We start from the raw sequence: 14,854 nt of genomic DNA, 5'->3' as shown, positions 1-14,854 counted from the left end.
ATCCCCAGGAGAGGGCATGCGCGACTACAAGTGGCTGAATGAGTACTGCTTGAACCGTTTCGGTTCGGCAGCTGAACTGGAAGCCCATCTGCCCGTTCCCAAGTCTGCTGCCCAATTGCGCAAGATCAGTGACGACCGTTACCTCTCGACCATGGCCTTGCGGGTTTTCCGCGCCGGGCTCAAGCACAGTCTGGTCGACGCCAAGTGGCCGGCCTTCGAAGAAGTGTTCTTCAAGTTCGATCCGGAAAAAGTCGTGCTGATGAGCGCTGAACACCTGGAGCGCCTGATGCAGGATGCGCGGATCATCCGCCACCTGGGCAAGCTCAAGAGCGTGCCGCGCAATGCGCAGTTTGTGCTGGATGTTGCGCATGAGAAGGGCAGCTTCGGCGCGATGATCGCCGATTGGCCGGTCACCGATATCGTCGGTTTGTGGACCTTCCTGAAAAAGCGCGGCCATCAGTTGGGTGGCCTATCCGCTCCGCGCTTCCTGCGCATGGTGGGCAAAGACACGTTTGTGCCGAGCTACGACGTGGTCGCGGCATTAAACGCCCAGAACATCATCGACAAAGTGCCGACCAGCCTGCGTGACCTGGCGTTGGTACAGGATGTGTTCAACCAGTGGCACGAACAAAGTGGCGGGCGGGCGATGAGCCAGATTTCAATGATGCTGGCTTATACCGTCAATCATTGATAAATGGGTAAGGCCTAAAAGATCGCAGCCTTCGGCAGCTCCTACAGGTGCATCCCGATCCAAGTAGGAGCTGCCGAAGGCTGCGATCTTTTTTATTCAGGCGACGGAGATTTCGCCCTCGCCAGCCAACTTGCGATTCAACTGATACCGCCACCGCACATACAACAGCGCCGAGCAAAAAACCGCCAGGCTCGCCGCCATCTCCAGTACACCGAAAACCTGCCGGTTCGGGTCATAAGCGGCCAGTGCGCCCTTGATGAAATACAGGTTCACCACAAAGCACATCCATGAGTGGCCGCGGGCGTTGCCGACAATCATCCCCGGTGCGAGCAATAGCAACGGCACCAGCTCAATCAGCAGAATCACCCACGGCCGCGCACCGTGCAGGTCGGCGACCATCAGGTAGTAAACGCAGAGCAACCCCACCAGGCCGAAGAAGCACAGCAGGCTGATGACGCGCATCGCCTTGACGCGCGGTTCGAGCCATTCGATGGCGGGCAGGACCTTGGGCTTTTTGGCCACCGTCAGCCCTCCAGTTTCTGAGCAGTCTTGGCCAGGCGCATCCCGAGCGCGCGACACAGCGCGATTTCATGGGCATCCAGACCGCTTTTGCCATCGGCGCCGGCGTGGTGGCTGGCGCCATAAGGCGTACCGCCGCCCTGGGTTTCCAGCAACGCGGACTCGCTGTAAGGCAGGCCGGTGATCAGCATGCCGTGGTGCAACAGCGGCAGCATCATCGACAGCAGGGTGGTTTCCTGGCCGCCGTGCAGGCTTGCCGTGGAGGTGAACACGCCGGCCGGTTTACCCACCAGCGCGCCGGTCAGCCACAGGTTGCTGGTGCCATCAAGGAAGTACTTGAGCGGCGCGGCCATGTTGCCGAAACGGGTCGGGCTGCCCAGGGCGAGGCCTGCGCAGTTTTTCAGGTCGTCGAGGCTGGCGTAGAGCGCGCCTTCGTCCGGAATGTCCGGCGCGACCGCTTCGCACTCGGTGGAAATCGCCGGCACGGTGCGCAACCGCGCTTCGAGGCCAGCCTGTTCGACACCGCGGGCAATTTGCCGGGCCATCTCATTGGTCGAGCCGCTGCGGCTGTAATACAGCACCAGAATGTACGGGGCACTCATGGCAACAGTTCCAAAATCTGCTCCGGTGGACGACCGATGACGGCTTTGTCGCCGACTTCGAGAATCGGACGCTCCATCAGTTTCGGGTGGGCGGCGATGGCAGCGATCAATTGCGCTTCGCTCAGGCTGCTGTCGGCGAGGTTGAGGGTTTTGTACTCGTCCTCGCCAGTGCGCAGCAGTTGTCGGGCACTGATCCCGAGCTTGCCCAGCAAACGCTCGATTTGCACGGCGTCGAGCGGGGTTTCCAGGTAGCGAACCACGGTCGGGGCCAGGCCACGGGCTTCGAGCAATTCGAGCGCACCGCGGGATTTCGAGCAGCGCGGGTTGTGATAAAGCGTCAGATCGGTCATGAGCGGGTCGCATCTTGCGTAAGGTGGCGGCTATTCTAACTGTGCAGCGCGTAATCCAGAACCTTGGGAGGCGATGGGTCGCAGGCGCATTCAATTTTTGACAAGGAACACGACATGACAAGGCGACTGGCAGCGGCATTGACGATCATCGGGGCGTTGATGCTGGGGGGCTGCGGTAACGACTACGGGACTGATCAGAGTGGGCAGAAGGTTGCCGCCGAGCGCCTGGACGGCAAATGGCTGGTGCTCAACTATTGGGCTGAATGGTGCGGACCGTGCCGTACCGAGATCCCGGAACTGAACGCGTTGGCCGATCAGCTCAAGGACAAGAAGATCGGTGTGTTCGGGGTCAATTTCGACAATGTGCAGGGCGAAGAGCTGAAAAGCGCCAGTGAAAAACTGGGTATCAAATTCACCGTGCTGGCGCAGGACCCTTCCGAGGTGTTCGAGTTGCCGCGCAGTGAAGCGCTACCGGTGACCTACATCATCGATAACAAGGGCAAGGTGCGCGAGCAGTTGATGGGCGAACAGACAGCGGCGGGGGTGATGGCGAAGCTGGAGGCGTTGCAGGCTAAGAATTAAAGCAAAAGATCGCAGCCTTCGGCAGCTCCTACAGGGTGTACGACAATCCATGTAGGAGCTGCCGCAGGCTGCGATCTTTTCAAAGGGAATCAACCCTCTTCAAGCCACCAGCGCAGCGGCTTGCCTTCGGCCGGCCAGAAGCGCATCTGCTCGATGGACGAAACGTCCCAACGCTGCACGCCTTCCAGCGCCTGAAGGAAGCGTTTTTCCTGCTCCATCAATGCCGGCGCGCAGAGTTTGCGGGTGCTGCCGATTTTGCCGAAGCTCAGCTTGTTGCCTTCCAGCGTGTACGGCGCGAACCAATGGTTGCAGCCGCCATTACCGTAGGCGCGACCATCTTCGCCGAGGGTGATGGTCAGGTGGCTGTAGTCCATCAACGGACGTTCACCGATCCATTCCAGAATGTAGCTGCGGTTTTGCTGCAATTGCACAGGCTCGGCAGCGCAGCCCATCAGGCTTGCACCGACTATGCCGGCCAGGGCGAGGCGTTTCATCACGCAGGCTCCTGGCATTTCGGGCACAGGTGTTTTTCACCGACGGTGGTCCAGCCCAGCTCGGCAATTCGCGCCGTGGCGGCAGGCTTTTCAGCCTTGTTGCCCAGCTTGGCGTCGACCGCGAACTCGAAGCTCAGCTCTTTTGCACAGCTGTCGCAGTTCACTTGCCAAGTGTGGATCGCCAGTTCGCCGAACACCGGCCCGCTGGCCACCGCAACCCATTGGCCAGGCGGATTGATCAAGTGGCGAACCGTTTCGACGGTCAGGCGCATGGACAAGTCCTTGGCGCCCTTGAGGGTCACTACCAACACGTCGTTATTACGAATCGAGCCACCGTTGCCGGTGACTTGATAACGCCCCGGCACCAGGGCGCGGCATTCGGTGAGGGTGTGTTGCGGGTTCATCAGGCTGTAGCGGAAATCGTGTTCGACCATGGGTCCTCCAAATATGCGCGATATGCTAGCACGGGCATTCGCGTTGCATGGCGCGGGCTCATGACCTTCGATCAGGTTCAGTCACCGATGACCAGGTTTTGCGGGGTGCCGGCATTCCATGACGCAATGTTACCGAGGGTGGTCGCGGCAATCGCGCCAAGGGCTTCGCGGGTCAGGAACGCCTGATGGGCGGTGATGATCACGTTAGGGAACGTCAGCAATCGCGCCAGCACATCGTCCTGCAGTGGCAGGTCGGAACGATCTTCGAAGAACAGCTGCGCTTCCTCTTCATAGACATCCAGCCCCAGATACCCTAATTGCCCGCTCTTGAGGGCGTCGATCAGCGCCGGGGTGTCCACCAGGCCACCGCGCCCGGTATTGATCAGCATCGTCCCCGGTTGCATGTGCGCCAATGATTCGCGGTTGATCAAATGCTTGCTCTGCTCGTTGAGCGGGCAGTGCAGGCTGATGATCTGCGATTCGGCCAACAGTTGCGGCAAGCTCAAGTAGCGGGCGCCGAGCGCTTCGACCTGAGGATTGGGATACGGGTCGTAGGCCAGTAGCTTGCAACCGAAACCGTTCATGATTTTCGCGAACGCTACGCCGATTTGCCCGGTACCGACCACGCCGACGGTCTTGCCCACCAGGTCGAAACCGGTCAGCCCATGCAGGCTGAAATCGCCTTCGCGGGTACGGTTGTAGGCGCGGTGCAAACGGCGGTTGAGCGCCAGGATCAGCGCCACGGCATGCTCGGCCACGGCATGCGGCGAGTACGCCGGAACGCGCACCACCGCCATACCGAGGCGTTTGGCCGTCGCCAGATCGACATGGTTGTAGCCGGCCGAGCGCAGGGCTATCAGGCGTGTGCCGCCCGCCGCCAGACGTTCGAGGACCGGGGCGCTGAGGTCGTCATTGATGAAGGCGCAGACCACCTCGTGATGCTCGGCCAGCGCCGCGGTATCAACGCTCAGCCGCGCCGCTTGAAAATGCAGCTCGATGCCGGCCGGCAAATCGGCGGCGAGAAAACTGTCGCGGTCGTAGGTCTGGCTGCTGAATAGAATCGTGCGCATGCTGTCCTCTTGAACACGGATGTCCCGGCGTTCTCTCGCTTTCGTAGGCGCTGCCGAAGGCGGCGATTTTTTGATCGCGATTTTTGGCTATCACCAAGCCGCCCAAGAGCAAAAGATCGCAGCCTCCGGCAGCTCCTACATTATTAGCCCTTCCTTCGTTTGGCCACCTTGCGCTGAATCAAGCATTGATCCGCGCCTGGGCGGCCAGGCGATTGATTGCCCGGTCGAGTTCTTCGAGTGCGCCGAAGGCTTTCGGGTCCTGTTGCTTGAGCAAGGTTTCGCTGCGCTGGCAAGCGGCGCGCAGTTGCGGCACGCCGCAGTAACGGGTCGCGCCGTGCAGGCGATGGACGCGTTCGATCAGCGCGTTGTGATCGCGGCTTTCCTGGGCCTGGCGTATCGCCTCGCGGTCAGCCTCCAGCGACGCGAGCAGCATGGCCAGCATGTCCGCTGCCAGATCGGCCTTGCCCGCAGCCAGGCGCAAGCCCTCTTCGTGATCGAGCACTTGCAGTTCATAGGCGCCGGCGTGGCTGTCGCTGGCGCGCTCCGGGCTCTGATTGCGCAGCGCCAGGCCACTCCATTTAAGCACCACCTGCGCCAGTTGCCGCTCACTGATCGGTTTGGTCAGGTAGTCGTCCATGCCGCTTTGCAGCAGGGCGCGTTTTTCATTGGCCATGGCGTGGGCCGTGAGCGCCACGATCGGCAGCGGTGTGCAATGTCGCTCGCTTTCCCACTGACGGATTGCCTCGGTGCTTTGGCGTCCGTCCATGCCCGGCATCTGCACGTCCATCAGCACCAGGTCGAAGGTTTCGTGTTGCACCGCTTTGACCGCGGCGTAACCGCTTTCAACGGCAAGCACCTTGGCGCCCATGTCTTCGAGCAGAGTCTGCACCAGCAACAGGTTGGCCGGGTTGTCGTCGACGCACAAAACTTTCGGCGCGCGACTGGAAACCGGTTCGCCCGGCTCGCTGCGAAACGGGCGCGGGTTGACCAGGTCGGACAGCGCCCGGCGTAATTTGCGGGTGCAGGCCGGTTTGGCCTGGAGTTGGCTGTGCGGGTTGGGCACCGAGAGGTGGAACAGCGTCTGTTCCGTGGTCGGGCACAGCACCAGCACTTTGCAGCCCAGGTGTTCGAGGTCCCAGATGTACTGGTTGAGGCGCTCGGGCGGCATTTCGTTGCTGGTGACACCCAACACCGCCAGGTCGATGGCCTGATCGGTCTGATGGGCGCCGGTCACGCCATTGGTCAGGCTTTCCAGGGTGTTGAACGGAATGACGGCGAGGCCGCAATCTTCCAGTTGATGTTGCAGTGCCTGACGGGCCAGATCATGGTTTTCCAGGACCGCCACGCGCCGGCCGGACAGCGGCGGGCCGGGCAAGTCTTCGGCGTCGTCGCGGGTTTTCGGCAGGCTCAGGCTGATCCAGAACTCCGAACCTTCGCCTGGCGTACTGTCGACTCCGATTTCGCCGCCCATCTGTTCGATCAGTCGCTTGGAAATCACCAACCCCAAACCCGTGCCGCCCGGTTGCCGCGACAGCGAGTTGTCCGCCTGGCTGAAGGCCTGGAACAGTGCGCGCACGTCCTGGCTCGACAGGCCGATGCCGGTGTCTTGAATGCTGATGCGCAGTTGCACGCTGTCGTCGTGTTCTTCTTCGAGCATGGCCCGGGCGACGATGGTGCCTTCGCGAGTGAACTTGATCGCATTGCTCACAAGGTTGGTGAGGATCTGCTTGAGCCGCAGCGGGTCGCCCACCAGCGACAACGGCGTGTCGCGATACACCAGGCTCACCAGTTCCAGTTGTTTGGCGTGGGCGGCGGGGGCGAGGATGGTCAGGGTGTCTTGCAGCAGGTCACGCAGGTTGAACGGAATATGGTCGAGCACCAGTTTGCCGGCCTCGATTTTCGAGAAGTCGAGGATCTCGTTGATGATCCCCAGCAAGCTGTCGGCGGACTTTTCGATGGTGCCCAGATAATCGAGCTGGCGCGGAGTCAGTTCGCTTTTTTGCAGTAGGTGCGTGAAACCGAGAATGCCGTTGAGTGGCGTGCGGATTTCGTGGCTCATGTTGGCCAGGAATTCGGATTTGATCCGGCTCGCTTCCAGGGCTTCCTTGCGCGCCAGGTCCAGTTCGATGTTCTGGATCTCGATGGTTTCCAGGTTCTGGCGAACGTCTTCGGTGGCCTGGTCGATGCTGTGCTGCAATTCTTCCTGGGCATTCTGCAGGGTGCCGGCCATGCGGTTGATGCCGGACGCCAGTTCGTCCAGTTCCTGACTGCCAAGGGGGGGCAGGCGGGTTTCCAGGTGACCGTCCTTGAGTTGGGCCACGGCCTGTTTGATCTGGGTCAGCGGCCGGTTGATGGTGCGGCCCATGCGCAAGGCCAGCAACGCCGCGCCACCCAGGCCAGCGGCGATCATCATCAGGCTGGCAAACAGGCTGCGGTAACCGCGCAGCAGCATGCCGTTGTGCGACAGTTCCAGTTCGACCCAGCCCAACAGGCGATCGGCCTCTTCGGGGATCACATCACCGGCCAGGTTGCGGTGTTTGCCGAACACCGGCAGCAGGTACCGTGTCGCGTCGCTGCCACTGCGCCGCAACATTTGCGAACCCTCGCCCAGCGGCGCCTGGTTGAGCATGGTCGGCCCGGCGTGGGCCAGTGGCGTGCGGTCGGGCGCGAGGAAGGAGACGGCGCGCACGTCCGGTTGTTCGAGGGACTGGGTGGCGATGCGTTCGAGCAGCTCGTTGTCTTTGTGGCCCATGGCCGGTGCCACCAGCGGCGCCAGTTGCTCGGCGATCATTTCACCGCGCTGCATGAGTTGGGTTTGCAGGTCGGATTGCTGCATCCAGGTGAAATAACCGCCCAGCACCAATGCCATCAGGCTGGTCGGCAACAAAGTCAGCAACAGCACGCGGCCTTTGATTCCCAGTTTCTTGAGCACGCATCTCTCCTGCATCCAGCTATCGATAGGCCTGCACTCGCGTGCGGCACGCACCACCTGCGCAGTGTAGCGATTTGCAGGCGGGCAATCTTCGTAAAATTGATGTCGTCATTCGTCGGCTCATTCCACCCTTTTGGCCTGCGATGCGAGCGTCGGGTTGCCTCGGGCGGCGCAATCTTGAATAATTATCAACTGAGAATTATTTGCAGATACTCATGACTCCCATCGCCTCTGGTTATCCGCGCATCCTTTCCATCGAAGACGACCTCGTACTCGGTGCCTATGTTCATGAGCATCTGGGCCGTAGCGGCTTTCAGGTGACCTGGTGCCAGAACGGCCAGGAAGGCCTCGACGCTGCGCGCGAGCAAGCCTTCGATGTGGTGCTGATGGATATCCTGTTGCCCGGGCTGGACGGTTTGTCGGTGCTGACGCAATTGCGCCAGAGTCATTCCACGCCGGTGCTGCTGATGTCGGCGCTGGGGGCCGAGGCGGATCGCATCAGCGGCTTTCGCCTGGGGGCCGATGATTATTTGCCCAAACCCTTCAGCATGGTCGAGTTGCGGGTACGCATCGAAGCGATCCTGCGGCGCGTAGCGCTGGATCGTCGGCCGACGCCGACCGTTATTGCTCCGCCGGTGGACAGCCTGCATTTTGACGATGAACGTTTCGAGGTTTTCTACGGCGAGCAGGCGGCTGGCCTGACCCGCAGCGAATACCGGCTGCTGGACACCCTCAATCGCAATGACGATGAAGTGTTGAGCAAAGCCTTCCTTTATCAGCATGTGCTGCAACGCGGTTACGCCGCCCATGATCGCAGCCTGGACATGCACATCAGCCAGATCCGCCGCAAACTCAAGGCCATCGGTTATACCGAGCGCGAAGTGCGGACGGTGTGGGGCAAGGGCTACATCCTGAGCGCCAGCGATGAAATGTAATTTGCCGGGCCGGCACTCGCTGTTCTGGAAGCTCGCCTGTTTGCTGGTGGCGTTCTGTCTGCTGATGATCTGGTTGAGCTGGTCCTGGGGTCGCTACATGGAGCAGCGAAACCAGTTTCTCTCCGACGAGGCTCGCGGCACCCTGACGCGTTACGCCGCCGAAGCCGAACAGGCCTGGCATCAACGCCAGAGCGCCGGCGTCGATGACTGGCTGCAGATGATGAACCAGCGCGAAAAAGGCTGGGTCGGTGTCATCGGCGGGGATTTGCAGTCCTTGAGCAACCATTCGTTGACGGACAAAGAAGTCGAGCGCCTGACCTTTCTGCGTGGGCTCGATTGGCCGATCCACAAGGCCGGTCGGCCATGGATGCGCGTGCCGTTTCCCGGCGACCCCTCCACCGGCAGCCTGGTGATCGAACTGCCCAAACGTTTTGTTCCGGGGCATTACCGGGTGTTCTGGCGGGTCATCACCAATGGTGTGATTCCGGGGCTGTTCACGTTGCTGCTGTGCGTCGGGCTCTACCGGTTGCTGGTGGTGCCGCTCAATCATTTGCGTGCCCAGGCCAATGCCTGGCGTGCCGACCAGTTGAATGTTCGGCTGTCGAGCCGCACCACCAACCGTTCCGACGAACTGGGTGAGCTGGGCCGGGCGTTCGACCATATGTCCGAGCGCCTGCAAAGCACCGTGGCGTTGCAACAGCAACTGTTGCGCGACTTGTCCCACGAACTGCGTACGCCGCTCAGTCGCCTGCGGGTGGCCAGTGAAAGCGAGCAGGGGCTGGAGCAATTGCGCGAGCGCATAGGCCGTGAAGTCGATGGTATGCAACGGCTGGTGGAAGACACGCTGCAACTGGCCTGGCTCGACACCGAACGCACCCGGCTGCCCGACGAAGCGATCCAGGTCCAGGCGTTGTGGGAAATGCTCACTGAAAACGCCTGCTATGAAAGCGGCTGGCCGTCCGCTCAACTGCGCTGCGAGGTCGATGCGGCTTGCTGGGTACGCGGCAATCTCAACACCCTGGCCCAGGCATTGGAAAACATCTTGCGCAACGCCATCCGCCACTCACCGGCCGGTGGTGTCGTCGTCCTCGGAGGCCAACGTGAAGGCAAGTACTGGCATTTGTGGCTGGAAGATCAGGGCGGCGGTGTAGCGGAAGCGGACCTGGAACGGATCTTCCTGCCCTTCACCCGCCTCGACGGCTCACGGCCCGGCAACGGTGGATTTGGCCTGGGGCTGAGCATCGCCAGAAACGCCGTGCAACGTCAGGGTGGACAGCTTTGGGCACAGAACACCACGGCGGGATTGCGGATGAACATGCGATTGTTGGCGGATGCTGAGCGTGCACCTGAGAACGCCATCGCGAGCAGCCTCGCTCCTACATTGACCGTGTTCGAACCGCGAAATGTGTGAACCCCCCTAACGCACGTTAAATAGGGGGTTGCCCTGCCGCGCCGAAAAAAGTCGCACCGCTGGCGCGACAATTATTAACCTTACATGCAATGAGTCTTACGCACACGGATCCACAGTGGAACAGCGCCTTATTCCCATAAACCATAAGCACCGCACTTTGCGTGATATGGGCTTCTGAGGTTTGCCGGTATGATAGGCGCCCCCGCAGTCTGGATTGCGAATACGCCATGACCTTGCAGTACCCAACCATCGCCGATTGCGTCGGCAACACTCCGCTGGTTCGTTTGCAGCGCCTGCCCGGCGCCACCAGCAATACCCTTTTGCTCAAGCTTGAAGGGAACAACCCGGCGGGTTCGGTCAAGGACCGTCCGGCGCTGTCGATGATCACTCGCGCCGAGTTGCGCGGGCAGATCCATGCCGGCGATACGCTGATCGAAGCGACGTCGGGTAACACCGGCATTGCGTTGGCCATGGCCGCCGCAATCAAGGGTTACAAGATGATCCTGATCATGCCCGACAACTCCAGCGCTGAACGCAAGGCGGCCATGACCGCTTATGGCGCCGAGTTGATTCTGGTCAGCCAGGAAGAAGGCATGGAAGGCGCCCGCGACCTCGCTCAGCGAATGGAAGCGGAAGGCCGCGGCAAGGTGCTGGATCAGTTCGCCAACGGTGATAACCCTGAAGCGCACTACACCACCACCGGCCCGGAAATCTGGCGTCAGACCCAGGGCACCATCACCCATTTCGTCAGCTCCATGGGCACCACCGGCACCATCATGGGCGTTTCGCGCTACTTGAAAGAGCAGAGCGACAACGTGCAGATCGTCGGTCTGCAACCCATGGAAGGCTCGGCGATTCCGGGCATTCGCCGCTGGCCGCAGGAATACCTGCCGAAGATCTACCAGGCTGATCGCGTGGACCGGATCGTCGACATGGCGCAAAGCGAAGCCGAAGACGTGACCCGTCGATTGGCCCGCGAAGAAGGCATCTTCTGTGGCGTGTCCTCGGGCGGTGCCGTGGCAGCGATGCTGCGTCTGTCCAAAGAAGTTGAAAACGCGGTGATCGTCGCGATCATCTGCGACCGTGGCGACCGTTACTTGTCGACCGGCATTTTCGACGCGCCCAACTGATGGCCAAGCATGAGAGAGGCCTGCGCTTCCAGCCCACCGGCGGCAGCAAGGCCCCGCAAATTCCGACCGGCAAAAAGCAGCGCCTGACCATCGAGCGCCTGGCCAATGACGGTCGCGGTATCGCGTTTTTCGAAGGCCGTACCTGGTTCGTCATCGGCGCATTGGCCGGTGAAGAGATCGAAGCGCGAGTACTTGGCGCCCATGGCAAAGTGGTCGAGGCGCGCACCGAGCGAGTATTCACGGCCAGCGAATTGCGCCGCCCGGCACCGTGCGCCCATGCCGGCCGCTGCGGCGGGTGCAGCGTGCAACATCTGCCTCATAACGAACAGCTCGCCCTGAAACAGCGCATGCTCGCCGAGCAATTGACCAAGGTTGCCGGTGTCGAGCCCGAAGAGTGGGCCGCGCCCTTGAGCGGTCCGGAATTCGGATACCGCCGTCGCGCCCGCGTCGCCGTGCGCTGGGACATGAAGGCGAAGAAGCTCGAAGTCGGTTTCCGCGCCGCCGGCAGCCAGGACATAGTTGGTATCAATGAATGCCCGGTGCTGGTACAGCCCTTGCAACCGATCATGACCCGCTTGCCGGAGATGCTCCGTCGCCTGAGCAAACCTCAGGCACTCGGGCATGTGGAGTTGTTCAGCGGTTCATCGCTGGCGGTCTTGCTGCGACATATGGCGCCGTTGTCCGACGCCGACCTGACGATCCTCAAGGAATTCTGCGCGTTCCATGAAGCCCAGTTGTGGCTGCATGGCGAGGGCGAACCGCAACCGGTCGACGCCGATCAGTCATTGGGTTATCGCCTGGAACAGTGGAATCTGGAACTGGCCTACCGGCCGGGGGATTTCATTCAGGTCAACGCCGCGGTCAACGAAGCGATGGTCGCCCAGGCGCTGGACTGGTTGAAGCCGGCAGCGGATGAACGCGTTCTCGATCTGTTCTGCGGTTTGGGCAACTTTGCCTTGCCGCTGGCCAAAGCCACTCGCGAAGTGGTGGCGGTAGAAGGTGTGCAGACGATGGTGGATCGGGCGGCGGCGAACGCCGCTAGCAATAATCTGCATAACGCGAAGTTTTTTCAGGCCGATTTATCCCAGCCTTTGACCGACGCCGAATGGGCGCGCGAAGGCTTTTGTGCGGTACTCTTGGACCCACCGCGTGACGGTGCTTTCGAGGTCGTGCGCAAGCTCAAGACGCTGGGTGCCGAACGGTTGGTGTATGTGTCGTGCAACCCTGCAACTCTGGCGCGCGACACGGTCGAATTGATCAAGCAGGGCTACCGGTTAAAACGTGCCGGGATTCTCGATATGTTTCCTCAGACGGCACATGTCGAGGCCATGGCGTTATTTGAAGCGAGCTAGGATGCTCGTCTGGTCCGACTGGCCCGCCCGTGCAGCCGCGCACCAGCCCAACGTGGGCGCACGGGCAACGAAGGTCAGCGATTTGACGCATTGAATCTGCGTCGTAGGGAAGGTAAGCAAGATGGTACAGGTGAGAGCACACCAGCCGATCAACACCGACGGCAGTATCAATCTCGAGGCTTGGCTCGATCATGCGGTCAGTGTCGATCTGGCACTGGATCGCGAAGCCTTGAAGGAGGCTTGCGAGTTCGCTCGCGAGTCTGAGCAACAGGCCAATGCGGCCAAGAATCTGTGGTCGGAAGGAAACTCGAGTTTCCGCACCGGCCTTGAGATCGCCGAGATACTCGCCGACCTCAAACTCGATCAGGATTCGCTGGTCGCCGCGGTCCTGTACCGGGGCGTGCGCGAAGGCCAGATCCCGTTGCCGGCGGTCAGCCAGCGCTTTGGTCCGGTGGTGGCCAAACTCATCGACGGCGTGCAACGCATGGCGGCGATCAGTGACAGCCTGAGCCCGCGCAAGTCCATGGTGATGGGCACTCAGGGCCAGGTCGAAAACCTGCGCAAGATGCTGGTGGCGATGGTCGACGACGTTCGCGTCGCCCTGATCAAACTGGCCGAGCGCACCTGCGCGATTCGGGCGGTGAAGACCGCCGATGACGAAAAGCGCAACCGCGTCGCCCGTGAAGTCTTCGACATCTACGCGCCGCTCGCCCATCGCCTGGGTATCGGTCATATCAAGTGGGAGCTGGAGGACCTGTCCTTCCGTTACCTCGAGCCCGACCAGTACAAGCAGATCGCCAAGTTGCTGCATGAGCGGCGGCTGGATCGCGAGCGTTTCATCAGCGACGTGATGAGCCAGCTGAAAAACGAATTGCAGGCCACCGGCGTCGATGCCGACATCAGCGGCCGGGCCAAACACATCTATTCGATCTGGCGCAAAATGCAGCGCAAGGGTCTGGAGTTCAGCCAGATCTACGACGTGCGTGCCGTGCGCGTGCTGGTGCCGGAAATGCGCGACTGCTACACCGCGCTCGGCATCGTCCACACCCTGTGGCGGCACATCCCGAAAGAGTTCGACGACTACATCGCCAACCCGAAAGAGAACGGCTACCGCTCGCTGCACACTGCGGTGATCGGGCCTGAGGGCAAGGTGCTGGAAGTGCAGATCCGCACCCACGCCATGCACGAAGAGGCCGAGCTGGGGGTTTGCGCACACTGGAAATACAAAGGCACTGACGTCAAATCCGGTTCTAATCACTACGAAGAGAAAATCTCCTGGCTGCGTCAGGTGCTCGAGTGGCATGAAGAACTGGGCGACATCGGTGGCCTGGCGGAACAGCTGCGGGTCGATATCGAGCCGGACCGGGTCTACATCTTCACCCCGGACGGTCACGCCATCGACTTGCCGAAAGGCGCTACGCCGCTGGACTTCGCCTACCGCGTGCACACCGAAATCGGCCACAACTGCCGTGGTGCCAAGATCAACGGACGGATCGTTCCGCTCAACTACAGCCTGCAAACCGGTGAACAGGTCGAGATCATCACCAGCAAGCACGGCACCCCGAGCCGTGACTGGCTGAACCCGAACCTGGGTTACGTCACCACTTCGCGGGCGCGGGCGAAGATTGTTCACTGGTTCAAGTTGCAGGCCCGTGACCAGAACGTTGCGGCCGGTAGAACGCTGCTTGAGCGCGAGCTCAATCGCCTCGGTCTCCCTGCGGTGGATTTCGACAAGCTGGCCGACAAGGCCAACATGAAGACCGCCGAAGACCTGTTCGCGGCCCTCGGTGCCGGCGACTTGCGCCTGGCGCAACTGGTTAACCTGGCGCAGCAACTGGTCGAGCCGGAACGCGGCAACGAACAACTGGAGCTGATTCCACGCAAGGCCACCGGCTACAAACCGGGCAAACGTGGCGACATCCAGATTCAGGGCGTCGGCAACCTGATGACCCAGATGGCCGGCTGCTGCCAGCCGTTGCCGGGGGATGCCATCGTCGGTTACATCACCCAGGGGCGCGGTGTGAGCATTCACCGCCAGGACTGTGCCTCGGTGCTGCAACTGGGCGGGCGCGAGCCTGAGCGGATCATCCAGGTCAGCTGGGGCCCGGTGCCGGTGCTCACCTACCCGGTGGACATCGTCATTCGCGCCTACGACCGCTCTGGTCTGCTGCGTGATGTCTCGCAGGTGCTGCTCAACGAGCGGATCAACGTGCTGGCAGTCAACACCCGCTCGAACAAAGAGGACAACACCGCGCTGATGTCCCTGACCATCGAGATTCCGGGGCTGGACGCGTTGGGGCGGTTGTTGGGGCGGATATCCCAGTTGCCGAACATCATCGAAACCCGGCGTAA

Annotated in this window: 14 protein-coding genes; 7 read left to right on the top strand and 7 right to left on the bottom strand. The window is 61.3% G+C overall.

Translation table 11 applies throughout. From position 1 onward, the window contains the following. Positions 1–16: 16 nt before the first annotated feature. Positions 17–691, top strand: a complete 675-nt coding sequence (locus tag KVG88_RS30860; RefSeq protein WP_217873635.1) for a DNA-3-methyladenine glycosylase I — start codon at positions 17–19, stop codon at positions 689–691. 96 nt (positions 692–787) lie between these two features. Here the strand turns inward: KVG88_RS30860 and KVG88_RS30855 are convergent, their stop codons facing one another. Genes KVG88_RS30855 through arsC form a run of 3 tightly spaced genes read right to left on the bottom strand, consistent with a single transcriptional unit; the run spans position 788 to position 2,162 of the window. Then, entirely contained in the window at positions 788–1,213 is a 426-nt protein-coding gene (locus KVG88_RS30855) for a DUF2069 domain-containing protein (RefSeq protein WP_217873634.1), read from the bottom strand. A gap of 2 nt (positions 1,214–1,215) precedes the next feature. Further along, positions 1,216–1,812, bottom strand: coding sequence for an NAD(P)H:quinone oxidoreductase (wrbA, locus tag KVG88_RS30850; protein WP_150704908.1), 597 nt, complete (start codon positions 1,810–1,812; stop codon positions 1,216–1,218). Continuing rightward, entirely contained in the window at positions 1,809–2,162 is a 354-nt protein-coding gene (gene arsC, locus KVG88_RS30845; protein WP_150704909.1) for an arsenate reductase (glutaredoxin), read from the bottom strand. Before arsC ends, wrbA begins: the two co-directional genes overlap by 4 nt. 114 nt (positions 2,163–2,276) lie before the next feature. On the opposite strand from arsC, the gene KVG88_RS30840 reads away from it, so the two are divergent. Next, positions 2,277–2,744 (top strand): TlpA disulfide reductase family protein, encoded by a 468-nt coding sequence (locus KVG88_RS30840; protein WP_150704910.1) that lies wholly within the window; start codon positions 2,277–2,279, stop codon positions 2,742–2,744. Between the two features lie 89 nt (positions 2,745–2,833). On the opposite strand, the gene KVG88_RS30835 is transcribed toward KVG88_RS30840, so the two are convergent. The 4 genes from KVG88_RS30835 to KVG88_RS30820 all read right to left on the bottom strand — a co-directional run bounded on the left by KVG88_RS30835 (position 2,834) and on the right by KVG88_RS30820 (position 7,674). Beyond that, positions 2,834–3,238, bottom strand: a complete 405-nt coding sequence (locus tag KVG88_RS30835; protein WP_150704911.1) for an META domain-containing protein — start codon at positions 3,236–3,238, stop codon at positions 2,834–2,836. Beyond that, on the bottom strand, positions 3,238–3,672 hold the full coding sequence (locus tag KVG88_RS30830) for a hypothetical protein (RefSeq protein ID WP_007988765.1): 435 nt from the start codon (positions 3,670–3,672) through the stop codon (positions 3,238–3,240). The genes KVG88_RS30835 and KVG88_RS30830 overlap by 1 nt, the downstream gene beginning before the upstream one ends. Before the next feature lie 77 nt (positions 3,673–3,749). Beyond that, on the bottom strand, positions 3,750–4,742 hold the full coding sequence (locus KVG88_RS30825; RefSeq protein WP_150704913.1) for a 2-hydroxyacid dehydrogenase: 993 nt from the start codon (positions 4,740–4,742) through the stop codon (positions 3,750–3,752). 178 nt (positions 4,743–4,920) lie between these two features. Further along, on the bottom strand, positions 4,921–7,674 hold the full coding sequence (locus KVG88_RS30820; RefSeq protein WP_150704914.1) for a response regulator: 2,754 nt from the start codon (positions 7,672–7,674) through the stop codon (positions 4,921–4,923). A 215-nt stretch (positions 7,675–7,889) separates the two neighbouring features. Between KVG88_RS30820 and KVG88_RS30815 the strand changes: the two genes are divergently transcribed. The 5 genes from KVG88_RS30815 to relA all read left to right on the top strand — a co-directional run. Beyond that, positions 7,890–8,609, top strand: coding sequence for a response regulator transcription factor (locus tag KVG88_RS30815; RefSeq protein ID WP_150704915.1), 720 nt, complete (start codon positions 7,890–7,892; stop codon positions 8,607–8,609). Continuing rightward, positions 8,599–10,020 (top strand): sensor histidine kinase, encoded by a 1,422-nt coding sequence (locus KVG88_RS30810; protein WP_217873633.1) that lies wholly within the window; start codon positions 8,599–8,601, stop codon positions 10,018–10,020. Before KVG88_RS30815 ends, KVG88_RS30810 begins: the two co-directional genes overlap by 11 nt. A 227-nt stretch (positions 10,021–10,247) precedes the next feature. Beyond that, entirely contained in the window at positions 10,248–11,150 is a 903-nt protein-coding gene (gene cysM, locus KVG88_RS30805) for a cysteine synthase CysM (RefSeq protein WP_053122764.1), read from the top strand. Further along, positions 11,150–12,502 (top strand): 23S rRNA (uracil(1939)-C(5))-methyltransferase RlmD, encoded by a 1,353-nt coding sequence (gene rlmD / locus KVG88_RS30800; protein ID WP_217873632.1) that lies wholly within the window; start codon positions 11,150–11,152, stop codon positions 12,500–12,502. The genes cysM and rlmD overlap by 1 nt, the downstream gene beginning before the upstream one ends. 121 nt (positions 12,503–12,623) lie before the next feature. Beyond that, positions 12,624–14,854 (top strand): GTP diphosphokinase (gene relA, locus KVG88_RS30795; RefSeq protein WP_217873631.1); only part of this gene is annotated, 2,231 nt, incomplete at its 3' end.

This window comes from Pseudomonas azerbaijanoccidentalis (assembly GCF_019145495.1).
GTDB classification, from domain to species: Bacteria; Pseudomonadota; Gammaproteobacteria; order Pseudomonadales; family Pseudomonadaceae; genus Aquipseudomonas; species Aquipseudomonas azerbaijanoccidentalis.
The sequence above is the reverse complement of the archived record's forward strand: the minus strand, read 5'-3'. Positions and strand labels throughout refer to the sequence as shown.